This window comes from Streptomyces sp. NPDC029956 (genome assembly GCF_055574655.1).
The window spans coordinates 121919-136855 of record NZ_JBVHZJ010000001.1 but is presented as its reverse complement, the minus strand read 5'-3'; the positions used below and the strand labels follow the sequence as shown (position 1 = coordinate 136855).

8 protein-coding genes are annotated in these 14937 nt (G+C 74.1%); 3 read left to right on the top strand and 5 right to left on the bottom strand.

Features of this window, described 5'->3' with window-relative positions; all coding sequences use genetic code 11:
- The 3 genes from ACZ4XX_RS00470 to ACZ4XX_RS00460 all read right to left on the bottom strand — a co-directional run.
- On the bottom strand, positions 1–8857 hold an 8857-nt coding region (locus tag ACZ4XX_RS00470; protein WP_468505780.1), incomplete at its 3' end, for an amino acid adenylation domain-containing protein.
- 154 nt (positions 8858–9011) lie between these two features.
- Complete coding sequence (gene entS, locus ACZ4XX_RS00465; RefSeq protein ID WP_468505779.1) at positions 9012–10340, bottom strand: enterobactin transporter EntS; 1329 nt, start codon at positions 10338–10340, stop codon at positions 9012–9014.
- A complete protein-coding gene (locus ACZ4XX_RS00460; protein WP_468505778.1) occupies positions 10327–10596 on the bottom strand; it encodes a phosphopantetheine-binding protein in 270 nt (89 codons plus the stop codon). The genes entS and ACZ4XX_RS00460 overlap by 14 nt, the downstream gene beginning before the upstream one ends.
- Before the next feature lie 170 nt (positions 10597–10766).
- Here ACZ4XX_RS00460 and ACZ4XX_RS00455 point away from each other — a divergent pair, with 170 nt between their 5' ends.
- Positions 10767–11270, top strand: coding sequence for a GNAT family N-acetyltransferase (locus ACZ4XX_RS00455; RefSeq protein WP_468505777.1), 504 nt, complete (start codon positions 10767–10769; stop codon positions 11268–11270).
- A 119-nt stretch (positions 11271–11389) separates the two neighbouring features.
- On the opposite strand, the gene ACZ4XX_RS00450 is transcribed toward ACZ4XX_RS00455, so the two are convergent.
- Together ACZ4XX_RS00450 and ACZ4XX_RS00445 are read right to left on the bottom strand one after the other, a co-directional pair.
- On the bottom strand, positions 11390–11599 hold the full coding sequence (locus ACZ4XX_RS00450) for an MbtH family protein (RefSeq protein WP_468505776.1): 210 nt from the start codon (positions 11597–11599) through the stop codon (positions 11390–11392).
- 201 nt (positions 11600–11800) lie between these two features.
- Positions 11801–12559 carry a helix-turn-helix transcriptional regulator gene (locus ACZ4XX_RS00445; protein WP_468505775.1) on the bottom strand — a complete coding sequence of 253 codons (759 nt, stop codon included), beginning with the start codon at positions 12557–12559 and terminating at the stop codon, positions 11801–11803.
- Between the two features lie 139 nt (positions 12560–12698).
- On the opposite strand from ACZ4XX_RS00445, the gene ACZ4XX_RS00440 reads away from it, so the two are divergent.
- Positions 12699–13745, top strand: a complete 1047-nt coding sequence (locus ACZ4XX_RS00440; RefSeq protein WP_468505774.1) for a FecCD family ABC transporter permease — start codon at positions 12699–12701, stop codon at positions 13743–13745.
- Positions 13745–14821 carry a FecCD family ABC transporter permease gene (locus ACZ4XX_RS00435; RefSeq protein WP_468505773.1) on the top strand — a complete coding sequence of 359 codons (1077 nt, stop codon included), beginning with the start codon at positions 13745–13747 and terminating at the stop codon, positions 14819–14821. The genes ACZ4XX_RS00440 and ACZ4XX_RS00435 overlap by 1 nt, the downstream gene beginning before the upstream one ends.
- Positions 14822–14937 lie beyond the last annotated feature (116 nt).

Below are 14937 nucleotides of genomic sequence, written 5' to 3'. Positions count from 1 at the left end.
CGAGCTGGACTCCGGCGAGGTAGAGCTCTCCGGGGACGCCGACGGGGACGGGTCGGAGGCGGGAGTCCAGGACGTGGACCTGGGTGTTCCAGACGGGAGAGCCGATCGATGCCGAGACGCCGGTGGAGCCGCCCGGAGGGCATGGGGCAGCCGTGACGTCGACCGCCGCCTCGGTCGGCCCGTACAGGTTCTCCAGGGCGATCGTGAGATCCCCGGCGGAGGCGTGGAATCGGGACACGAGCTCGGAGGGCAGGGCCTCGCCGCTGCACACGACGACCCGCAGACTCGGGCACGACACCACGTCGCCGCCGTCCAGGAAGGCCTGGAGCATCGACGGGACGAAGTGGATCACCGTGACCCGCTGTGCGCGGATCAGTTCGGCGAGGTAGTCGGGGTCCTTGTGGCCCTCGGGTCGGGCGATGACGAGGGGGATGCCCTGGGCGAGGGGCCAGAAGAGTTCCCAGACGGAGACGTCGAAACCGGTCGGTGTCTTCTGGAGGACCCGGTCGGCGCGCGTCAGCCTGTACGCGTGCTGCATCCACGCCAACCGGTTCACGATGGCCCGGTGTTCGACCATCACGCCCTTCGGGCGTCCGGTGGAGCCGGAGGTGAAGATGACGTACGCCGGGTGGTGCGGCAGCAGCGGCGCGACCCGGTCCGTGTCCGTCACCTCCTCCTCCGACAGCTCCTCCAGCTCCGCCCGTACCTCGGGCGCGTCCAGGACGACCGGCTCGGCCTCGCACGCCAGGGGCAGCCCTCCGAGCCGATCGAGGTCGGTCAGCACGCACACCGGCGCGGCCGTCTCCGTCATGTGGGTGAGGCGGTCGGTGGGGAGGGTGAGGTCGAGGGGGAGGTAGGCGCCGCCCGCGCGGACGACGGCGTGGATCGCGATGAGCAGGTCGAAGGAGCGGGGGAGAGCCACGCCGACGACGGACTCCGGTCCCACTCCGCGCCCGATGAGGAGCCGGGCGAGGCGGTTGACGCGTGCGTCGAAGTCGGCCCGGGAGAGGTCCTCGCCCTCGAAGACGAGGGCGGGTCCCTTCGGGTCCACGGCTCCGGCGGCGACCAGGTCGGCCAGGTTCGCCGGCCCGTCCAGGACGCGCGCGGTGTCGTTCCACACGTCGAGCCGCTGCTGCTCGGCCGCGTCCATGAGGTCGATCGAGGCCACGGGAGCACCGGGAGACGCCACCAGGCCCTGGAGCAGCCGGAGCAGACGCTCCGTCAGCCGTTCGGCGCCGGAACGCTCGAACAGGTCCGTGGCATAGCGCACACCGCAGGTCATGCCGGGCTCGCCCGCCCGGTCCGTACGCCGGAAGAGGATCTCCAGGTCGAACTTGGCCGCGCCGCCCCGGACTTCGTACTCCTCGGTGTCCGTTCCGAGGAGGCGGGAGATGTCCGGGCCGCCGCCCTCGTACGCCACCATCGTCTGGAAGAGGGGGTGACGGGAGAGGGAGCGGGCGGGGTTGACCGTCTCCACGACGGCGTCGAAGGGCAGGTCCGCGTGGTCGAGCGCGACGAGGTCGGTGGCCCGCACCCTGCGGAGCAGCTCCGCGAAGGTGGGGTCGCCACCGAGATCGGTCCGCAGGACCGCCGTGTTGACGAAGAAGCCGACGAGGTCGTCCAGGGCGCTGTCGCCCCGGCCCGCGACCGGGGTGCCGAGGGGGATGTCGTCGCCCGCGCCGAGCCGGTGCAGCAGGGTCGCGACGGCGGCGTGCACCACCATGAACATCGTCGCGCCGGACTCCGCGACCAGCCGGTCGAGTGCGTTCACCAGCTCGGCGGGCAACTCGGCCGTGACCGTGTCGCCCTGGTGCGAGGGTGTGGCGGGGCGTGGCCGGTCGGTGGGGAGGGTCAGTTCCTCGGGGAGGCCGGTGAGGGTCTCGCGCCAGTAGGCGGCCTGGCGTGCGGCCAGGGAGTCCTGGTCGTCCGCGTCCCCGAGCAGTTCGCGCTGCCAGAGGGCGTAGTCGGCGTACTGCACGGGCAGAGCCGCGAACTCCGGCGCGTGGCCGGCGGCGCGGGCCGTGTAGGCGGTGTCGAGGTCGGCGAGGAGCGGGCCGGTGGACCACTCGTCCGTCGCGATGTGGTGCAGCAGCACCACGAGGACGTGCTCGTCGTCGGAGGCACTGTCGTCGGACGGACCGAAGAGGACCGCGCGCAGCGGGAGTTCGGCCGTCAGGTCGAACACCTCGGTCGCCTCCGCCTCCACCAGCCCCGGCAGGTCGGCGGCCGGCACCCGCCGGACCGCGAGGGACACCTCGGTCTCGCCGGGCGCGAGAATCCGCTGGTACGGCTCGCCGTCGATCTCCGTGAACACCGTGCGCAGCACCTCGTGCCGGCCCACCACGTCCCCGAGCGCCGCTCGCAGCGCGGGCTCGTCCACCACGCCCCGCAGCCGCAGGGCGAGCGGGATGTTGTAGGTGGCGCTGGGGCCCTCCACGCGGTGCAGGAACCACAGCCGCCGCTGGGCGTACGAGAGCGGCAGGAGCTCCGGGCGCTCGGCGGCCCGGGCCAGGACCGGGCGGGTGTGCGACGCGCGCTCCGCGAGGCGGGCCGCGAGCGCCGCGACCGTACGCGCCTCGAAGACGTCCCGGACGGAGCAGGCCGCACCGGTCGCGCGGACCCGGGCGACGACCCGGGTGGCGAGCAGCGAGTGGCCGCCGAGGGCGAAGAAGTCGTCCTCGGCGCCGACGGACGCGAGCCCGAGGACCTCGGCGTAGACGGAGGCGAGTCGTTCCTCCGCCTCCCCGCGCGGGGCCCGCGACGGCTCGGCGGCCGTGAGGGAGGGGACGGGCAGGGCCGCCCGGTCGAGCTTGCCGTTCACGTTCACCGGGAGGACGTCCAGGGCGACGACCGCCGCCGGGACCATGTACTCCGGCAGTTCCTCGGCGAGGGCCCGGCGGACCTCCGTCGGGTCGGCCCCGCCGGTCACGTACGCCACCAGGCGGGGTACGCCGGGGGTGTCCTCGCGCACGACGACGGCGGCCGAGGCCACGTCCGGGCGGGCCGTGAGGGCCGCCTCGACCTCGCCCGGCTCGACCCGGAAGCCACGGATCTTCACCTGGTCGTCGACGCGGCCGAGGAACTCGACCGGGCCGTCGGCGCGTCGGCGGACCACGTCGCCGGTGCGGTACATGCGGCTGCCGGAGGGACCGTACGGGTCCGCGACGAAACGCTCCGCCGTGAGGGCGGGCCGCCCCAGGTAGCCGCGCGCGTTCTGGACGCCCGCGAGGTACAGCTCGCCCGGTACCCCGGGCGGGACGGGCCGGAGGCCGGCGTCCAGGACGTGGGCCCGGGTGTTGTCGAGCGGGCGGCCGACGACGGGCGTCGCGCAGTCCGTCACGCGGGCGACGAGCGCGTCGACCGTGAACTCGGTGGGACCGTAGTAGTTGACGGTCTCGACCCCCGGGATCTCCCGGAGTTCGGTCCACAGCGCGGGCGGCACCGCCTCGCCGCCGAGGAGGAACAGCGGGGGCCGCCAGGCGCCGGTGAGCAGGCCGGCGTCGATGAGGTGGCGGGCGTACGACGGGGTGACGTCGAGCGCGTCGACCCGCTGCTCGCGGACATGGGCGACGACGGCGTCGGCGTCCCGGCGGCCGTACTCGTCCAGGACGTGCAGTTCATGCCCGGCGATCAGCCACAGGAGCTGTTCCCAGGAGGAGTCGAAGGAGAACGAGGCGGTGTGCAGGGCGCGGACCCGCCGTCCGAGGCGCTGGGCGACCGGGAGGTAGAGCTCGCGCTCGTGGTCCCGGTACAGGTTGGCCAGACCGGCGTGGTGCAGGCCGACGCCCTTGGGGCGGCCGGTGGAGCCCGAGGTGTAGATGACGTACGCCAGGTCGTCGGGGCGCGGCGTGCGCGGCGCGGGACCGGAGGCTGCCGCGAGCCGGGCCCGTACCGCCGGGTCGTCCAGGGCGAGCCGGGCCACCCCGGGAAGCTGCGGCACCGCGCCGTCGACGGACGTCGTGGTGACGACGCAGACGGGTCCCGCGTCCCGCAGCATGTACTCCAGGCGTTCCGCCGGGTGGTCGAGGTCCAGCGGCAGGTGGGCGCCGCCGGCCTTGAGGACCGCGAAGGCGGCCACGACGGAGTCGGTGGACCGGGGCACGGCGAGCGCCACGACCGCGTCGGGGCCCACACCCTCCTCGGCGAGCAGCAACGCGAGCCGGGAGACGCGCTCGCCGAGCTCGGCGAAGGTGAGCCGCTCGTCGCCGCCGACCAGGGCGACGGCCTCGGGGGTCCGGGCGATCTGCCGGTCGAGGACCTCGACCACGCTCCGGCCGGAGTGGGCGACGGCGGTGTCGTTCCACCGTTCCAGGAGGTCCCGCTCGGCGTCGGAGCGCAACTCGTACGAGGAGACCGGGGCCGAGGGGTCGGCCACGGCCTGTGCGAGGAGGCGCAGCAGCCGCTCGGCGAGCGTCTCGGCGGTCGCCCGGTCGAAGAGGGCGGAGGAGTAGAACACCTCCAGGTCGAGCGCGTCGCCGTGGGCGGTGTCGGAGAACGTGATGTCGAGGTCGAACTTGGTGACGCCCGGGTCGACCCGGTCCACGCGCGCGTCCAGGCCGAAGAGGGCGCGGACGTCCTGGGTGACGGTGCTGTGCGACACCATGGTCTGGAAGAGCGGGTGCCGGGTGAGGGAGCGGACCGGGTCGACGGTCTCCACGACCGTGTCGAACGGCAGGTCGGCGTGGTCGAGCGCGGCCAGGTCGGCGGCGCGGACCCGCTCGAGGAGCGTCGTGAAGGCGGGATCGCCGGAGAGGTCCGCGCGGAGCACGACCGTGTTGACGAAGAAGCCGACGAGTGCGTCGAGCGCCGGGTCCGAGCGGCCGGCGACGGGGCTGCCGAGGGGGATGTCGTCGCCCGCGCCGAGGCGGTGCAGCAGGGCCGCGACGGCCGCGTGGACGACCATGAAGACGCTGCTGCCGGACTCGCGGGCGAGCCCGCGGACGTGGGCGGCGAGAGCGGCGGGCACCTCACGGTGGACCATGCCGCCCGCGTTGCCCGCGACGGTGGGGCGGGGCCGGTCGGTGGGCAGCGGTTGCTCGGCGGGGAGCCCGGCCAGGGTGTCGCGCCAGTAGGCGGCCTGACGGGCCGTGAGGGACGTGGGGTCGGCCGGATCGCCGAGGAGGTCCCGCTGCCAGAGCGTGAAGTCGGCGTACTGGACGGCGAGTCCGGCCTCGGGCCGGGCGAAGTCCGGGGCGTGGCCCGCACGGCGCGCCGCATAGGCCTGCTCGAGGCCCTTGAGGAACGGCCCCATGGACCACTCGTCGCTCGCGATGTGGTGCAGCACGACCACCAGGGCGTCGGTGCCGCGTTCGGCGTCGCGCACCACCGTCACCCGCACCGGCGCCTCGGCCGCCAGGTCGAAGAGGTGCCCCAGGGCGCCCTCCACCACCGCGTCGAACCGCTCCCGGTCGGTCTCCTCCACCCGCAGGCGGACGTCCACGTCCTCGGGGGCGAGGATCCGCTGCGAGGGCTCGCCGTCGCGGTCGGCGAAGACCGTGCGCAGCGCCTCGTGGCGGGCGACGACGTCCCACAGCGCCGCGTCCAGCGCCTCCGTGTCGAGGAGTTCGTCGAAGCGGGCCACGAACGGGATGTTGTACGTGGTGCTCGGCCCCTCCAGCTGGTGGAGGAACCACAGCCTGCGCTGAGCGTGGGAGAGCGGCAGCACCTCGGGCCGGTCGCCGGCCGTGAGCGCCGGCCGGGCCGGGGACTCCGCACGGGCGCCGAGGCGTTCGGCGAGGATCGCCGGTGTACGGGCCTCGAAGACGTCCCTGACCCCGCACGCGGTGCCCAGGGCGCCGCGGACCCGGGCCGCGACCCGGCCGGCGAGCAGCGAGTGACCGCCCAGGTCGAAGAAGTCGTCGTCGGGACCGACCGACCCGATCTCCAGGACGTCGGCGAAGACGCCGGTGACGATCTCCTCGCGCGCGCCGCGCGGGACCCGGCCGCCTGCCGCGGCCGGCCCGGCGAGGTCGGGGGCGGGCAGCGCCCTGCGGTCGATCTTGCCGTTGGCGGTGAGGGGGAAGGCGTCGAGGACCACCACGGCGGACGGCACCATGTACGCGGGCAGTCGCTCGGCGGAGGCCTGCCGCAGGGCGTCGGCGTCCGGGGCGCCGCCGTCGGCGGCGGTCACGTACCCGACGAGGAGCTGCGATCCCGGCACGTCCTCGCGCACCACGACGACCGCGCGCGCGACTCCCGGACGATCCGTCAGAACTCTCTCGATCTCACCGAGTTCGATGCGGAAGCCGCGGACCTTGACCTGGTCGTCGGCACGGCCGAGGAAGTCGATGCGGCCGTCGGGGCGGCGGCGCACCAGATCGCCCGTGCGGTACATGCGGCTGCCGGGAGGGCCGTACGGGTCGGCGACGAACCGCTCGGCGGTCAGTGCGAAGCGGCCGAGATAGCCGCGGGCGAGCTGGGCGCCCGCGAGGTACAGCTCGCCGGGACGGCCGTCCGGGGTGGGGCGCAGCGCGCCGTCGAGGACGTGGGCGCGGGTGTTCCAGAAGGGGAGGCCGATGTCCGGGGTGCCGGTGTGGTCGGGCGGCAGGACGGCGGAGGTGGCCCAGACGGTGACCTCGGTCGGCCCGTACACGTTGGTGACGGACGCGGCCGTACGGGTCAGTCGCTCGGCCAGGACGGCGGGCAGCGCCTCACCGCCGACGAGGACCCTCGTCGTACCGAGGCCCTCCGGCCGGCCGTCCTCGAGGAGGGCGTGCCACAGCGACGGCGTGGCCTGCATGACCGCGGGCCGGTGGGTGTCGACCAGGGCGGCGAGCGCGGCCGGGTCGCGGACGGTGTGACGGTCGGCGAGCACCACCGTCGCGCCGCTGATGAGCGGGACGTGCAGTTCGAGCGCGGCGATGTCGAAGGAGATCGTGGTGACGGCGACGAGCCGTTCGCCGGGGGCCATGGCCAGCTCGTGGGCCTGCATCCGGAGGAAGTTGGCGAGCGCGGCGTGCGGGACGACGACTCCCTTGGGGCGTCCGGTGGAGCCCGAGGTGTGGATGACGTACGCCGGGTGGTCGCCGGAGAGCGCGGGCGCCTCGGCCGCGTCGAGCGGGGCGGGAGAGAGGTCCGCGAGCGCGGCCAGGGTGTCGGGCGCGTCCAGGACGACGGTCTCGGTGCCGCGTACGTCCGGGGCGTCCGCCGCCCCCGCGAGGGTGGTGAGCACACAGGCCGGGCGGGCGTCGCGGACCATGAACTCCAGGCGGTCCGCCGGGTAGTCCAGGTCGAGCGGCAGATAGGCTCCGCCGGCCTTGAGGACGGCGAGGACGGCGACGACGAGATCGGTGCCGCGCGGCAGGGCGAGGCCGACGAAGGACTCCGGTCCGACGCCGTGCGCGACGAGCAGCCGGGCCAGCGTGTTGGCGCGGGCGTCGAGCTCGGCGTACGTGAGCTCGTCCCGGCCCGCGATCAGGGCGGTCTCCGCCGGGTGGGCGAGGGCCCGCGCGGCGAAGGCGTCCACGACCGTGCCGGACTCGATCTCCCGCTCCGTGACGGCGGCCGCATCGCGCAGGGCGGCCCGCCGCTCGGCGTCCACCAGGTCGGGCCGGCCGACGGGGGTGTCGGGGCCGGCGGTCGCGGCTTCGGTGAGGAAGCGGGCGAACTCGGCGGTCCGCGCCGCGAGCGAAGCGGCGTCGTAGGCCAGGGGGTTGGCGTCGAGTTCGAGGCGGATGCGGCCCTCGGTGGCGTCGTGGCGGACGGCCAGGGTGAGGTCGTCCACCGGCCCGGCGGCGATGTTGTGCACGGCCCCGGGGGCGCCGGCGAAGCCGAGGGCGTTGTCGAAGGCCTTCACGTTGACCATGGGACCGAGCGGGCCGCGGTCGCCGCCGACGAGACCGAGGTCCCTTCGGATGTCCTCGGCGCGGTAGCGCTGGTGGCGGCGGAGGTCGCGGATGCCGTCCGCGACCGCGGCGACCAGCTCGGCCAGCGGTTGCCCGGGCCGTACCGCGACGCGCAGGGGGAGCACGTTGACGACCATCGCCGGGACCGTGAGGGAGGCGGAGCCGAGACGGGCCATCGCGGGCAGCGACAGGAGCACGTCGCGGTCGCCGGTCGAGCGGTAGAGGAAGGCGGCGAACGCGGCCGTCACCACATCGGCCCAGGTGGAGCGCGTGGCCCGGGCGAGGGCCAGCAGTCCGGCGGTTGCCTCGGGGCCGACGACGGCCTCGGCGCGCAGGAAGTCGGGCGCCGCCGGGAACGAGGCGCCGGAGAGCGGCTCGTGGGCGGTGCGGCCTTCGAGGCGGGCCAGCCAGTGGGCGCGGTCATCGGCGTACCGCGCGCCGGCGCGGTAGGCGCTCTCCTCGTCCAGTACGGCGGACAGCGGGCCGAACGGGGTCGGACCGGGCTCCTCGCCGCGCGCGAGTGCCGAGTAGACCTCCGCGGTGCGACGGGAGACCAGCGAGAAGCCGTAGGCGTCGAGCGCGATGTGATGGACGCGCTGGTACCAGAGGGTGCGGCCGGGGGCCACGATGTGCAGGGCGAACGCGAAGAGCGGCGAGCCGGCCGGGTCGGCCGGCGTGCCCATGTCGGCGCGCATCCGGGTGAGCGCGGCGGCCGTGGGGTCGGGCTCCGCGCGGTGGTCGACCACCTCCAGGACCGGTCCCCGGCAGGGCCCCTCGGCCAGGATCTGCCAGGGGGTGCCCGACTCGTCCTCCACGAAGCGGACGGTGAGGGCCTCGCACTCGTCGACGACGCGGCGGACGGCCGCCTCGAAGAGGTCCACGTCGAGCGTGCCGTCGATCTCGACGTACTGGCCGACGTTGTAGACCGGGGAGTCGGGGGCGAGCCGCTGCCCGTACCAGACACCGGTCTGAGCCCCGGTGAGGGGGAGACGCCGCAAAGCACGCTCGGTCATGGATCTTGCTCCAGGTTCACCCGCGGCGGATCGGTGTCCGTCCGTGGGAAGGAAAAGGCGAGGAGGGGAGTGGGGGAGGCGGAGGGGAGTGCGGCCGGGGAAGGCGCGGGGCGCCCGGTGGCGGTGCCCGTCGGCGCGGGTTCTCCGGCCGGGGTCAGGCGGCGGCCGGCCGGACGTCCCCGGCGGGGACCGGGGCCTCGCTGCCGCCGGTGGGCGGCGCGTCGTCGTCGGGCTCCTCGCGGGGCAGGGTCGCCTTGCGCAGTCCGGGGACGGTGACGGCCACGACCACGGCGGCGACGGCACAGATCGCGCCGTTCGCGACGGCGGCGCCGGCCGGGCTGAACCAGCGGGCCACCAGGGACACTTCGACGTCACCGAGAATGCCGCCCGTGGTGCCCTGGGCGGTGACGACGCTGACGATCCGGCCACGCAGCCGGTCCGGGGTGTTGTGCTGGACGAGGGCGTACTCGAGGATCTCGTACACCGTCCCGGCCGCGCCGCCCACCACCAGCATCACGTAGGCGACGGTGGCGCTGCCGCTCAGGCCGAAGCCGATGACGGCCAGGCCGCCGACGAACGCCGCGGTCAGCAGCAGCCGTCCGGGGCGCGCGGCTCGGGTGATCCAGCCACTCGTCGCGGAGACGAGCACGGCGCCCACGGCGGGAGCGGTGTAGAGCACGCCGAGCATGACGTCGCCGCCGCCGAACTCCGTGTAGACCAGCTCGGGGAAGAGGACGACCGGCAGGCTGAACACCGCGTTCACCCCGCCGAGGGCCAGCAGGCCGCCGACGACGCGGTTGCGCACGGCGAACCGGAAGGCGGCGAGCGGCGAACCCGAGTCCTCGGCGCCGTCGGGGTCGTCCCCGTCCTCGTCCTCGAACGGGGGCAGCGGGCGCAGCCGGAGCAGCAGCAGGGTGGTGATGCCGGTGGTGACCGCGGTGAAGGCGAACACCGGTCCGGGGCCGGAGACGGCGAGCAGGATGCCGCCGATGAACGGGGCGGTGACGGAGCCGATCTCGCCGGTGAGGGAGATCAGTGCGCCGGCGGCGGGCAGTTGGTCCGGCCGGACCAGGGTCGGCGCGACCGCCATGAGCGCGGTGACGCTCACTCCGGTGGCCAGTCCGTCCCAGGCGACGCAGAGGTAGATCGCCCACAGCTCCGGGGCGGGCAGGAAGGCGTTGACCGCGAGGCCGGCGAAGGCGAGCGCGGCGGAGCCGCGGGCCCAGAGGATCAGCGTCCTCCGGTCGGTCCGGTCGGCCATCCAGCCGCCCCACAGGGAGCCGACGAGCACGGTGATGCTCATGATCATGCTGGAGACGGCGACCCCGAAGGTGGAGCGCGTCAGGCCGAAGACCTGGGCGGAGAGGGCCACGGTGGCCATGCCGAGACCGAACAGCGAGACCACGCGGGCGATGAAGATCGCCCGGAACTCGCGGCTGGTCCGCAGCGGACCGATGTCGATGAGGAGGTCACCGGCGCGCACGGGGTGCTCCCGTCGTCGTGCCCAACAGCTCGAACCACGCGTCGAGGGTGGGGCGTTCGGCCAGGTCCACGAAGCCGATCTCCGCGCCGTCCGCGCGCCAGCCCTCGACCAGGGTCATCAGACGGATCGAGTCGAGACCCTGCTCGATGAGGCTCTCACCCGGCTCGACCTCCGAGGCCTCGACGTACAACACGTCGGCGACGTCCCGCGTGAGCCGCTCGCGAGTGAACGCCTGCTGTCCGGCCGTGTCGACCATGGTCGTGTCCTCTTCCCGTCCGACATGTGAAGTGCTGCGAATGCTGTGAATGCTGCGATGAGGCAGGCTTGGTTAGGTAAGGCTTACCTAACTATCTATGGTGTGGTGGAGTCAAGCGGCGACGGTCCCGGTGAACCCGCCGCCTCCAACACCACGAGAGCGAGAAGCCGTTGACCACAGCCACGCCCCGCCCGGGCCTCCGGTCGGAGTCCGTCGCCGTCGTCCGCCCCGCCGGGCGGTCCGACGCCGCCGCCGTGCACCGGCTGTCCGTGCCCTTCGTACGCGAGGGGGCGCTGCGGGACCGTCCGGCGAGCCGGTACGCCCGAGACGCGGCGGACTTCCTCGTCGCCGAGACCGCGCACGGAGACCTGGCCGGCTGTGTCGCGTTGCGTCGCCGTATCGACGCGCACGGCCGGGCGGCCGCCGTGCTCTACAACTTCTGCGTGGCGGCCGGGAACCAGGGGCGCGGTATCGGCTCCGCGCTACTGCGGGCCGTGCTCGCCGAGGCCGCGGCCCGGGGGGCGTCCCGGGTGTTCACCGCGACCGCCGGCAGCGGGCTGCTCTTCCTGCGCCACGGTTTCGTCGTGGGCGGCGAGGGCGAGGCGCCCCCGGAATGGCGCGCCCGCCTCGACCCGGCGCGGGGCTCCCGGGTCCTGGTGCGCGTCCTGGCCTGAGCGCGGGTGGGGCCGGTACGGACGAGGTCCGTACCGGCGCGGACCCCCGGCGCCGAAGCCGGTGTCGGGGGTCTCGTGGCGGGGGTGTCGCGGGGCGGGCGGGAGTGTGACGGCAGGGCCTAGGCGCGGGCCGCGAGGCTCGCGGGGCGCATGTCGGTCCAGTGGGCGTCGACGTACCGGGCGCAGCCCTCGCGGGAGTCCTCGCCGTGCACGACGGTCCAGCCGCTCGGGACCTCGGCGAACGCCGGCCACAGCGAGTGCTGGTTCTCGGTGTTGACGAGCACGAGGTAGCGGGCGTCGGCGTCCTCGAAGGGGTTGGTCGCGGTCATGCTGGATCTCCTTGCGGGGGGCTGGCTGTGTGGTGCGGGGGAGTCGTCCCGAACGGGCCGACCGCCGGGCGGGGTCGAGAGTCCGACCGCCCTGACACCTGAGCAATTAGGTAAGGCTAGCCTAAGATCCGTGAGGGGTGAGGGGGTGTCAAGCCGACGCGAGACCCGCGGCGCGGGGAGCCGATGGCTCCGGACGGCGACTCAGGCCACGTGCTCCGGAAGGGAGTCGGCGTGCTCCGCGCGCCCCTTCACCCAGGCCCCCGGCGTGCAGCCGAAGTGCTTCCGGAAGGCCAGGATGTAGCCGTTGGTGCTGACGAATCCCACCCGTGCCGCGACCGCGCTCACCAGGTGTCCCCGGTCCAGTAGATCCAGTGAACGGTTCAGGCGGACCCGGGTGCGCCACTCCGAGAACGCCAGCCCCGTCTCGTTGCGGAAGGCGCGGCGCAGGCTGGTCGAGCTGGTGTGGAGGCTCTCCGCCCACTCCGTGGCGGTCCGCTGGTCGTCGGGCCTGCGCAGGAGCGCGCCGGCGACGGACCGGGCCGACTCGCTCGTCGGGCGGGGCGCGGGCAGGGCGGCGGACGGGAGTCCGGTCAGCGTGGCGAAGGTCGACGCCTCGTCCGCGCCGGTCCCCGTGCCCCGCGTCCGGGCGAGCAGGAGGCGCCGCTGCGCCTCGTCGATCCGGATCACCGTGGGCTCCGCGTAGGGGAGTTCGTGAAGGTCGGCGTCGAACGGCTCGGCGACCACCAGGGAATCGGGGTGGAAACGCGCGCTGTGCGGGGTGCCCGCGGGGATCCAGAGGGCCACGGATGGGGTGAGCTCATGGGCGACGCCGGGCGTGGAGACCGAGATCCGCCCCAGGGGCACGTAGAGCAGCTGGTGGAAGTCGTGCGTGTGGGTCGGGTGACCCCCCGCCGTGATGAAGTCCTCGTCCGTGGCCGCGGACGTTCTCTCCTGGGCCATGGCCCACCCCCTGGTCCATGGAGGCCGGGACGGATTCCTGGCCCCTCGGTGTGATCGGTCGAGCTCCCACTTGGATCGTCGGAGCTTAGGTAAGGGTAACCTAACTGGCTGCACGACTCGTGAGGAACAGGAACATCCCATGACAGATACGTCCCCGCCGGTGAGGGCTCCGTTGCCACCGGTACGGACCCGGCTCTCGCGCGGCGCGACCGTCGCGGTGATCGCCACCGCGGCCGTGATCGCGACCCTGCTGGCCGGAATCGCGCTCGGCTCCCGGGACATCTCTCCCCCGGAAGTCGTCCGCATCCTGCTCCACCCGGGAGGGGAGGCGTACAACTCCCATGTCCTGTGGACCGAACGCATCCCCCGGACCCTGCTCGGCCTCGCCGTCGGCGCCGCTCTCGGCGCCTCCGGAATGATCATGCAGGCGCTCACCGCGAACCCGCTCGCCGACCCGGGCATCCTCGGCGTCGAGCAAGGCGCCGCCATGTTCGTCGTGTTCGGCATCATGTTCCTCGGTGTCACCGACGTACGCGGCTACTTCTGGCTCGCCCTCGTGGGCTCCGCACTCGCCGCGGCCCTCGTCTACCTCATCGGCACCCGCACCGACGCGGGCAGTTCCGCCGTCGGCCTCGTGCTCGCCGGTGTCGCCCTCGCCGCCGTGATGTCCTCCCTCATCACCCTCCTCGTCATCCGCGACGACGAGGTCTACGCCCACCTGCGGTTCTGGTCCGTCGGCCAACTCACCGGGCGCGCCCCGATCATGGGCGAGATCATGCCCTTCGCGATCGTCGGACTGCTGCTCGCGCTGCCCCTCGGCCGCACCCTCAACATCCTGGGCCTCGGCGACGACACCGCCCGAGCCCTCGGCGTACGCGTCGAACGTGCCCGCCTGGCCGGCGCGGCCATCGCCGTCCTGCTCTGCGCCGCGGCCACCGCCGCCGTCGGCCCGGTGGCCTTCGTCGGCCTGGTCGCCGCCCACTGCGCACGGCTCCTCACCGGCCCCGACCACCGATGGTCCCTGCCCGTCTCCATGGCCGTCGGCGCCGTCCTGCTCACGGCCTCCGACACCGCGGGCCGGCTGATCCTCGACCACGGAGAGGTCCAGGTGGGCCTCATGACCGCGATCGTCGGCACCCCCTTCTTCGTCTGGCTCGCCCGTCGCCGCGACCTGGTGAAGATGTGATGACCACGATCGACACCCGGCCCCTGCGCCCGGACACACCGACCACGCCCGCCGTCGTCGCGCACCTGCGCTCAGGCCGTCGCGCCCGCAACCGCCGCACCGCCGTGGTCTCCGCCGTGCTCGCCGTCGCACTGCTCGCGCTCACGGCCGCCTCCGTCCTGATCGGCGGCATCGGCCGGGTCGACCCCGCCGACGTCCTGCCCGCCATGTTCGGCCTGCGCACCGGCCTCGCCGACTACATGATCTTCCAGCTGCGGATGCCGCGCGCGCTGGCCGCGCTCCTGGCCGGAGCCCTCTTCGGCCTGGCCGGCTCGCTCTACCAGCGGCTCATCCGCAACCCGCTCGCCACCCCCGACATCGTCGGCATCTCGGCCGGCGCGGGCGCCGGAGCCGCGACCGCGCTCCTCTACGCACCAGCGGCCTTCAGCGTCGGCGTCCCGGTCGCCGCGGTCGTCGGCTCCTTCGTCCTGGTCGCCGCCGTCCAACTGCTCAGCTGGCGGGGCGGGGTCGACACCTACCGGCTCGTCCTGGTGGGCATCGGACTGAGCGCGGTCTGCACCGCGTACACCAACTACCTGTTCACCGTGGCCGACCAGCAGAGCATCGCCATCGCCATGCGCTGGACCGTCGGCAGCACCAACGCGGCGGACTGGGACGGGGTCACCACCCTCGCCCTCGGCCTCGGCGTCTGTCTGGTCGCCGCCCTCCTCGTCGGCCGTTCCCTCGGCACCCTCTCCCTGGGCGACGGGTTCGCCGCAGGACTCGGCACCCGGGTGACGACGGTCCGCGTCGGCGTCCTGCTGCTCGGCGCCGCCGCCGCGGCCCTCGCCACCAGCGTCGTCGGCCCCGTCGGCTTCGTCTCCCTCATCAGCGGGCCCATCGCCGTACGGCTGGTGGGGGTCGACCGCTCGACGGCCGTCGCCCCGGCCGTCGGCGCCGTCATCGTGATCGGCGCCGACGTCCTCGCGCAGCACGCGCCCGTGATCAGTCCGGTGCCCACCGGGGTCCTGACCGCGCTGCTCGGCGCGCCCTACTTCGTCTGGCTCATCCTTCGACGCAGGCAGGGAGCCTCGTGACACACGCCGCGACACCGCAGACCGGGACGCCAGGGACCGACGGACCCGAGACCGGGACGCCAGGGACCGACGGACCCGAGACCGAGGCCGCGAGACCAGTGACAGCCGACACCGAC

What these genes read in the sequence shown, in the direction of transcription:
- ACZ4XX_RS00450 (WP_468505776.1), bottom strand. Translation starts at nt 11,599, where the DNA reads ATGACCGCGACCAACCCCTTCGAGGACGCCGACGCCCGCTACCTCGTG.
- ACZ4XX_RS00440 (WP_468505774.1), top strand. Translation starts at nt 12,699, where the DNA reads ATGACAGATACGTCCCCGCCGGTGAGGGCTCCGTTGCCACCGGTACGG.
- ACZ4XX_RS00445 (WP_468505775.1), bottom strand. Translation starts at nt 12,559, where the DNA reads ATGGCCCAGGAGAGAACGTCCGCGGCCACGGACGAGGACTTCATCACG.
- ACZ4XX_RS00460 (WP_468505778.1), bottom strand. Translation starts at nt 10,596, where the DNA reads ATGGTCGACACGGCCGGACAGCAGGCGTTCACTCGCGAGCGGCTCACG.
- ACZ4XX_RS00435 (WP_468505773.1), top strand. Translation starts at nt 13,745, where the DNA reads ATGACCACGATCGACACCCGGCCCCTGCGCCCGGACACACCGACCACG.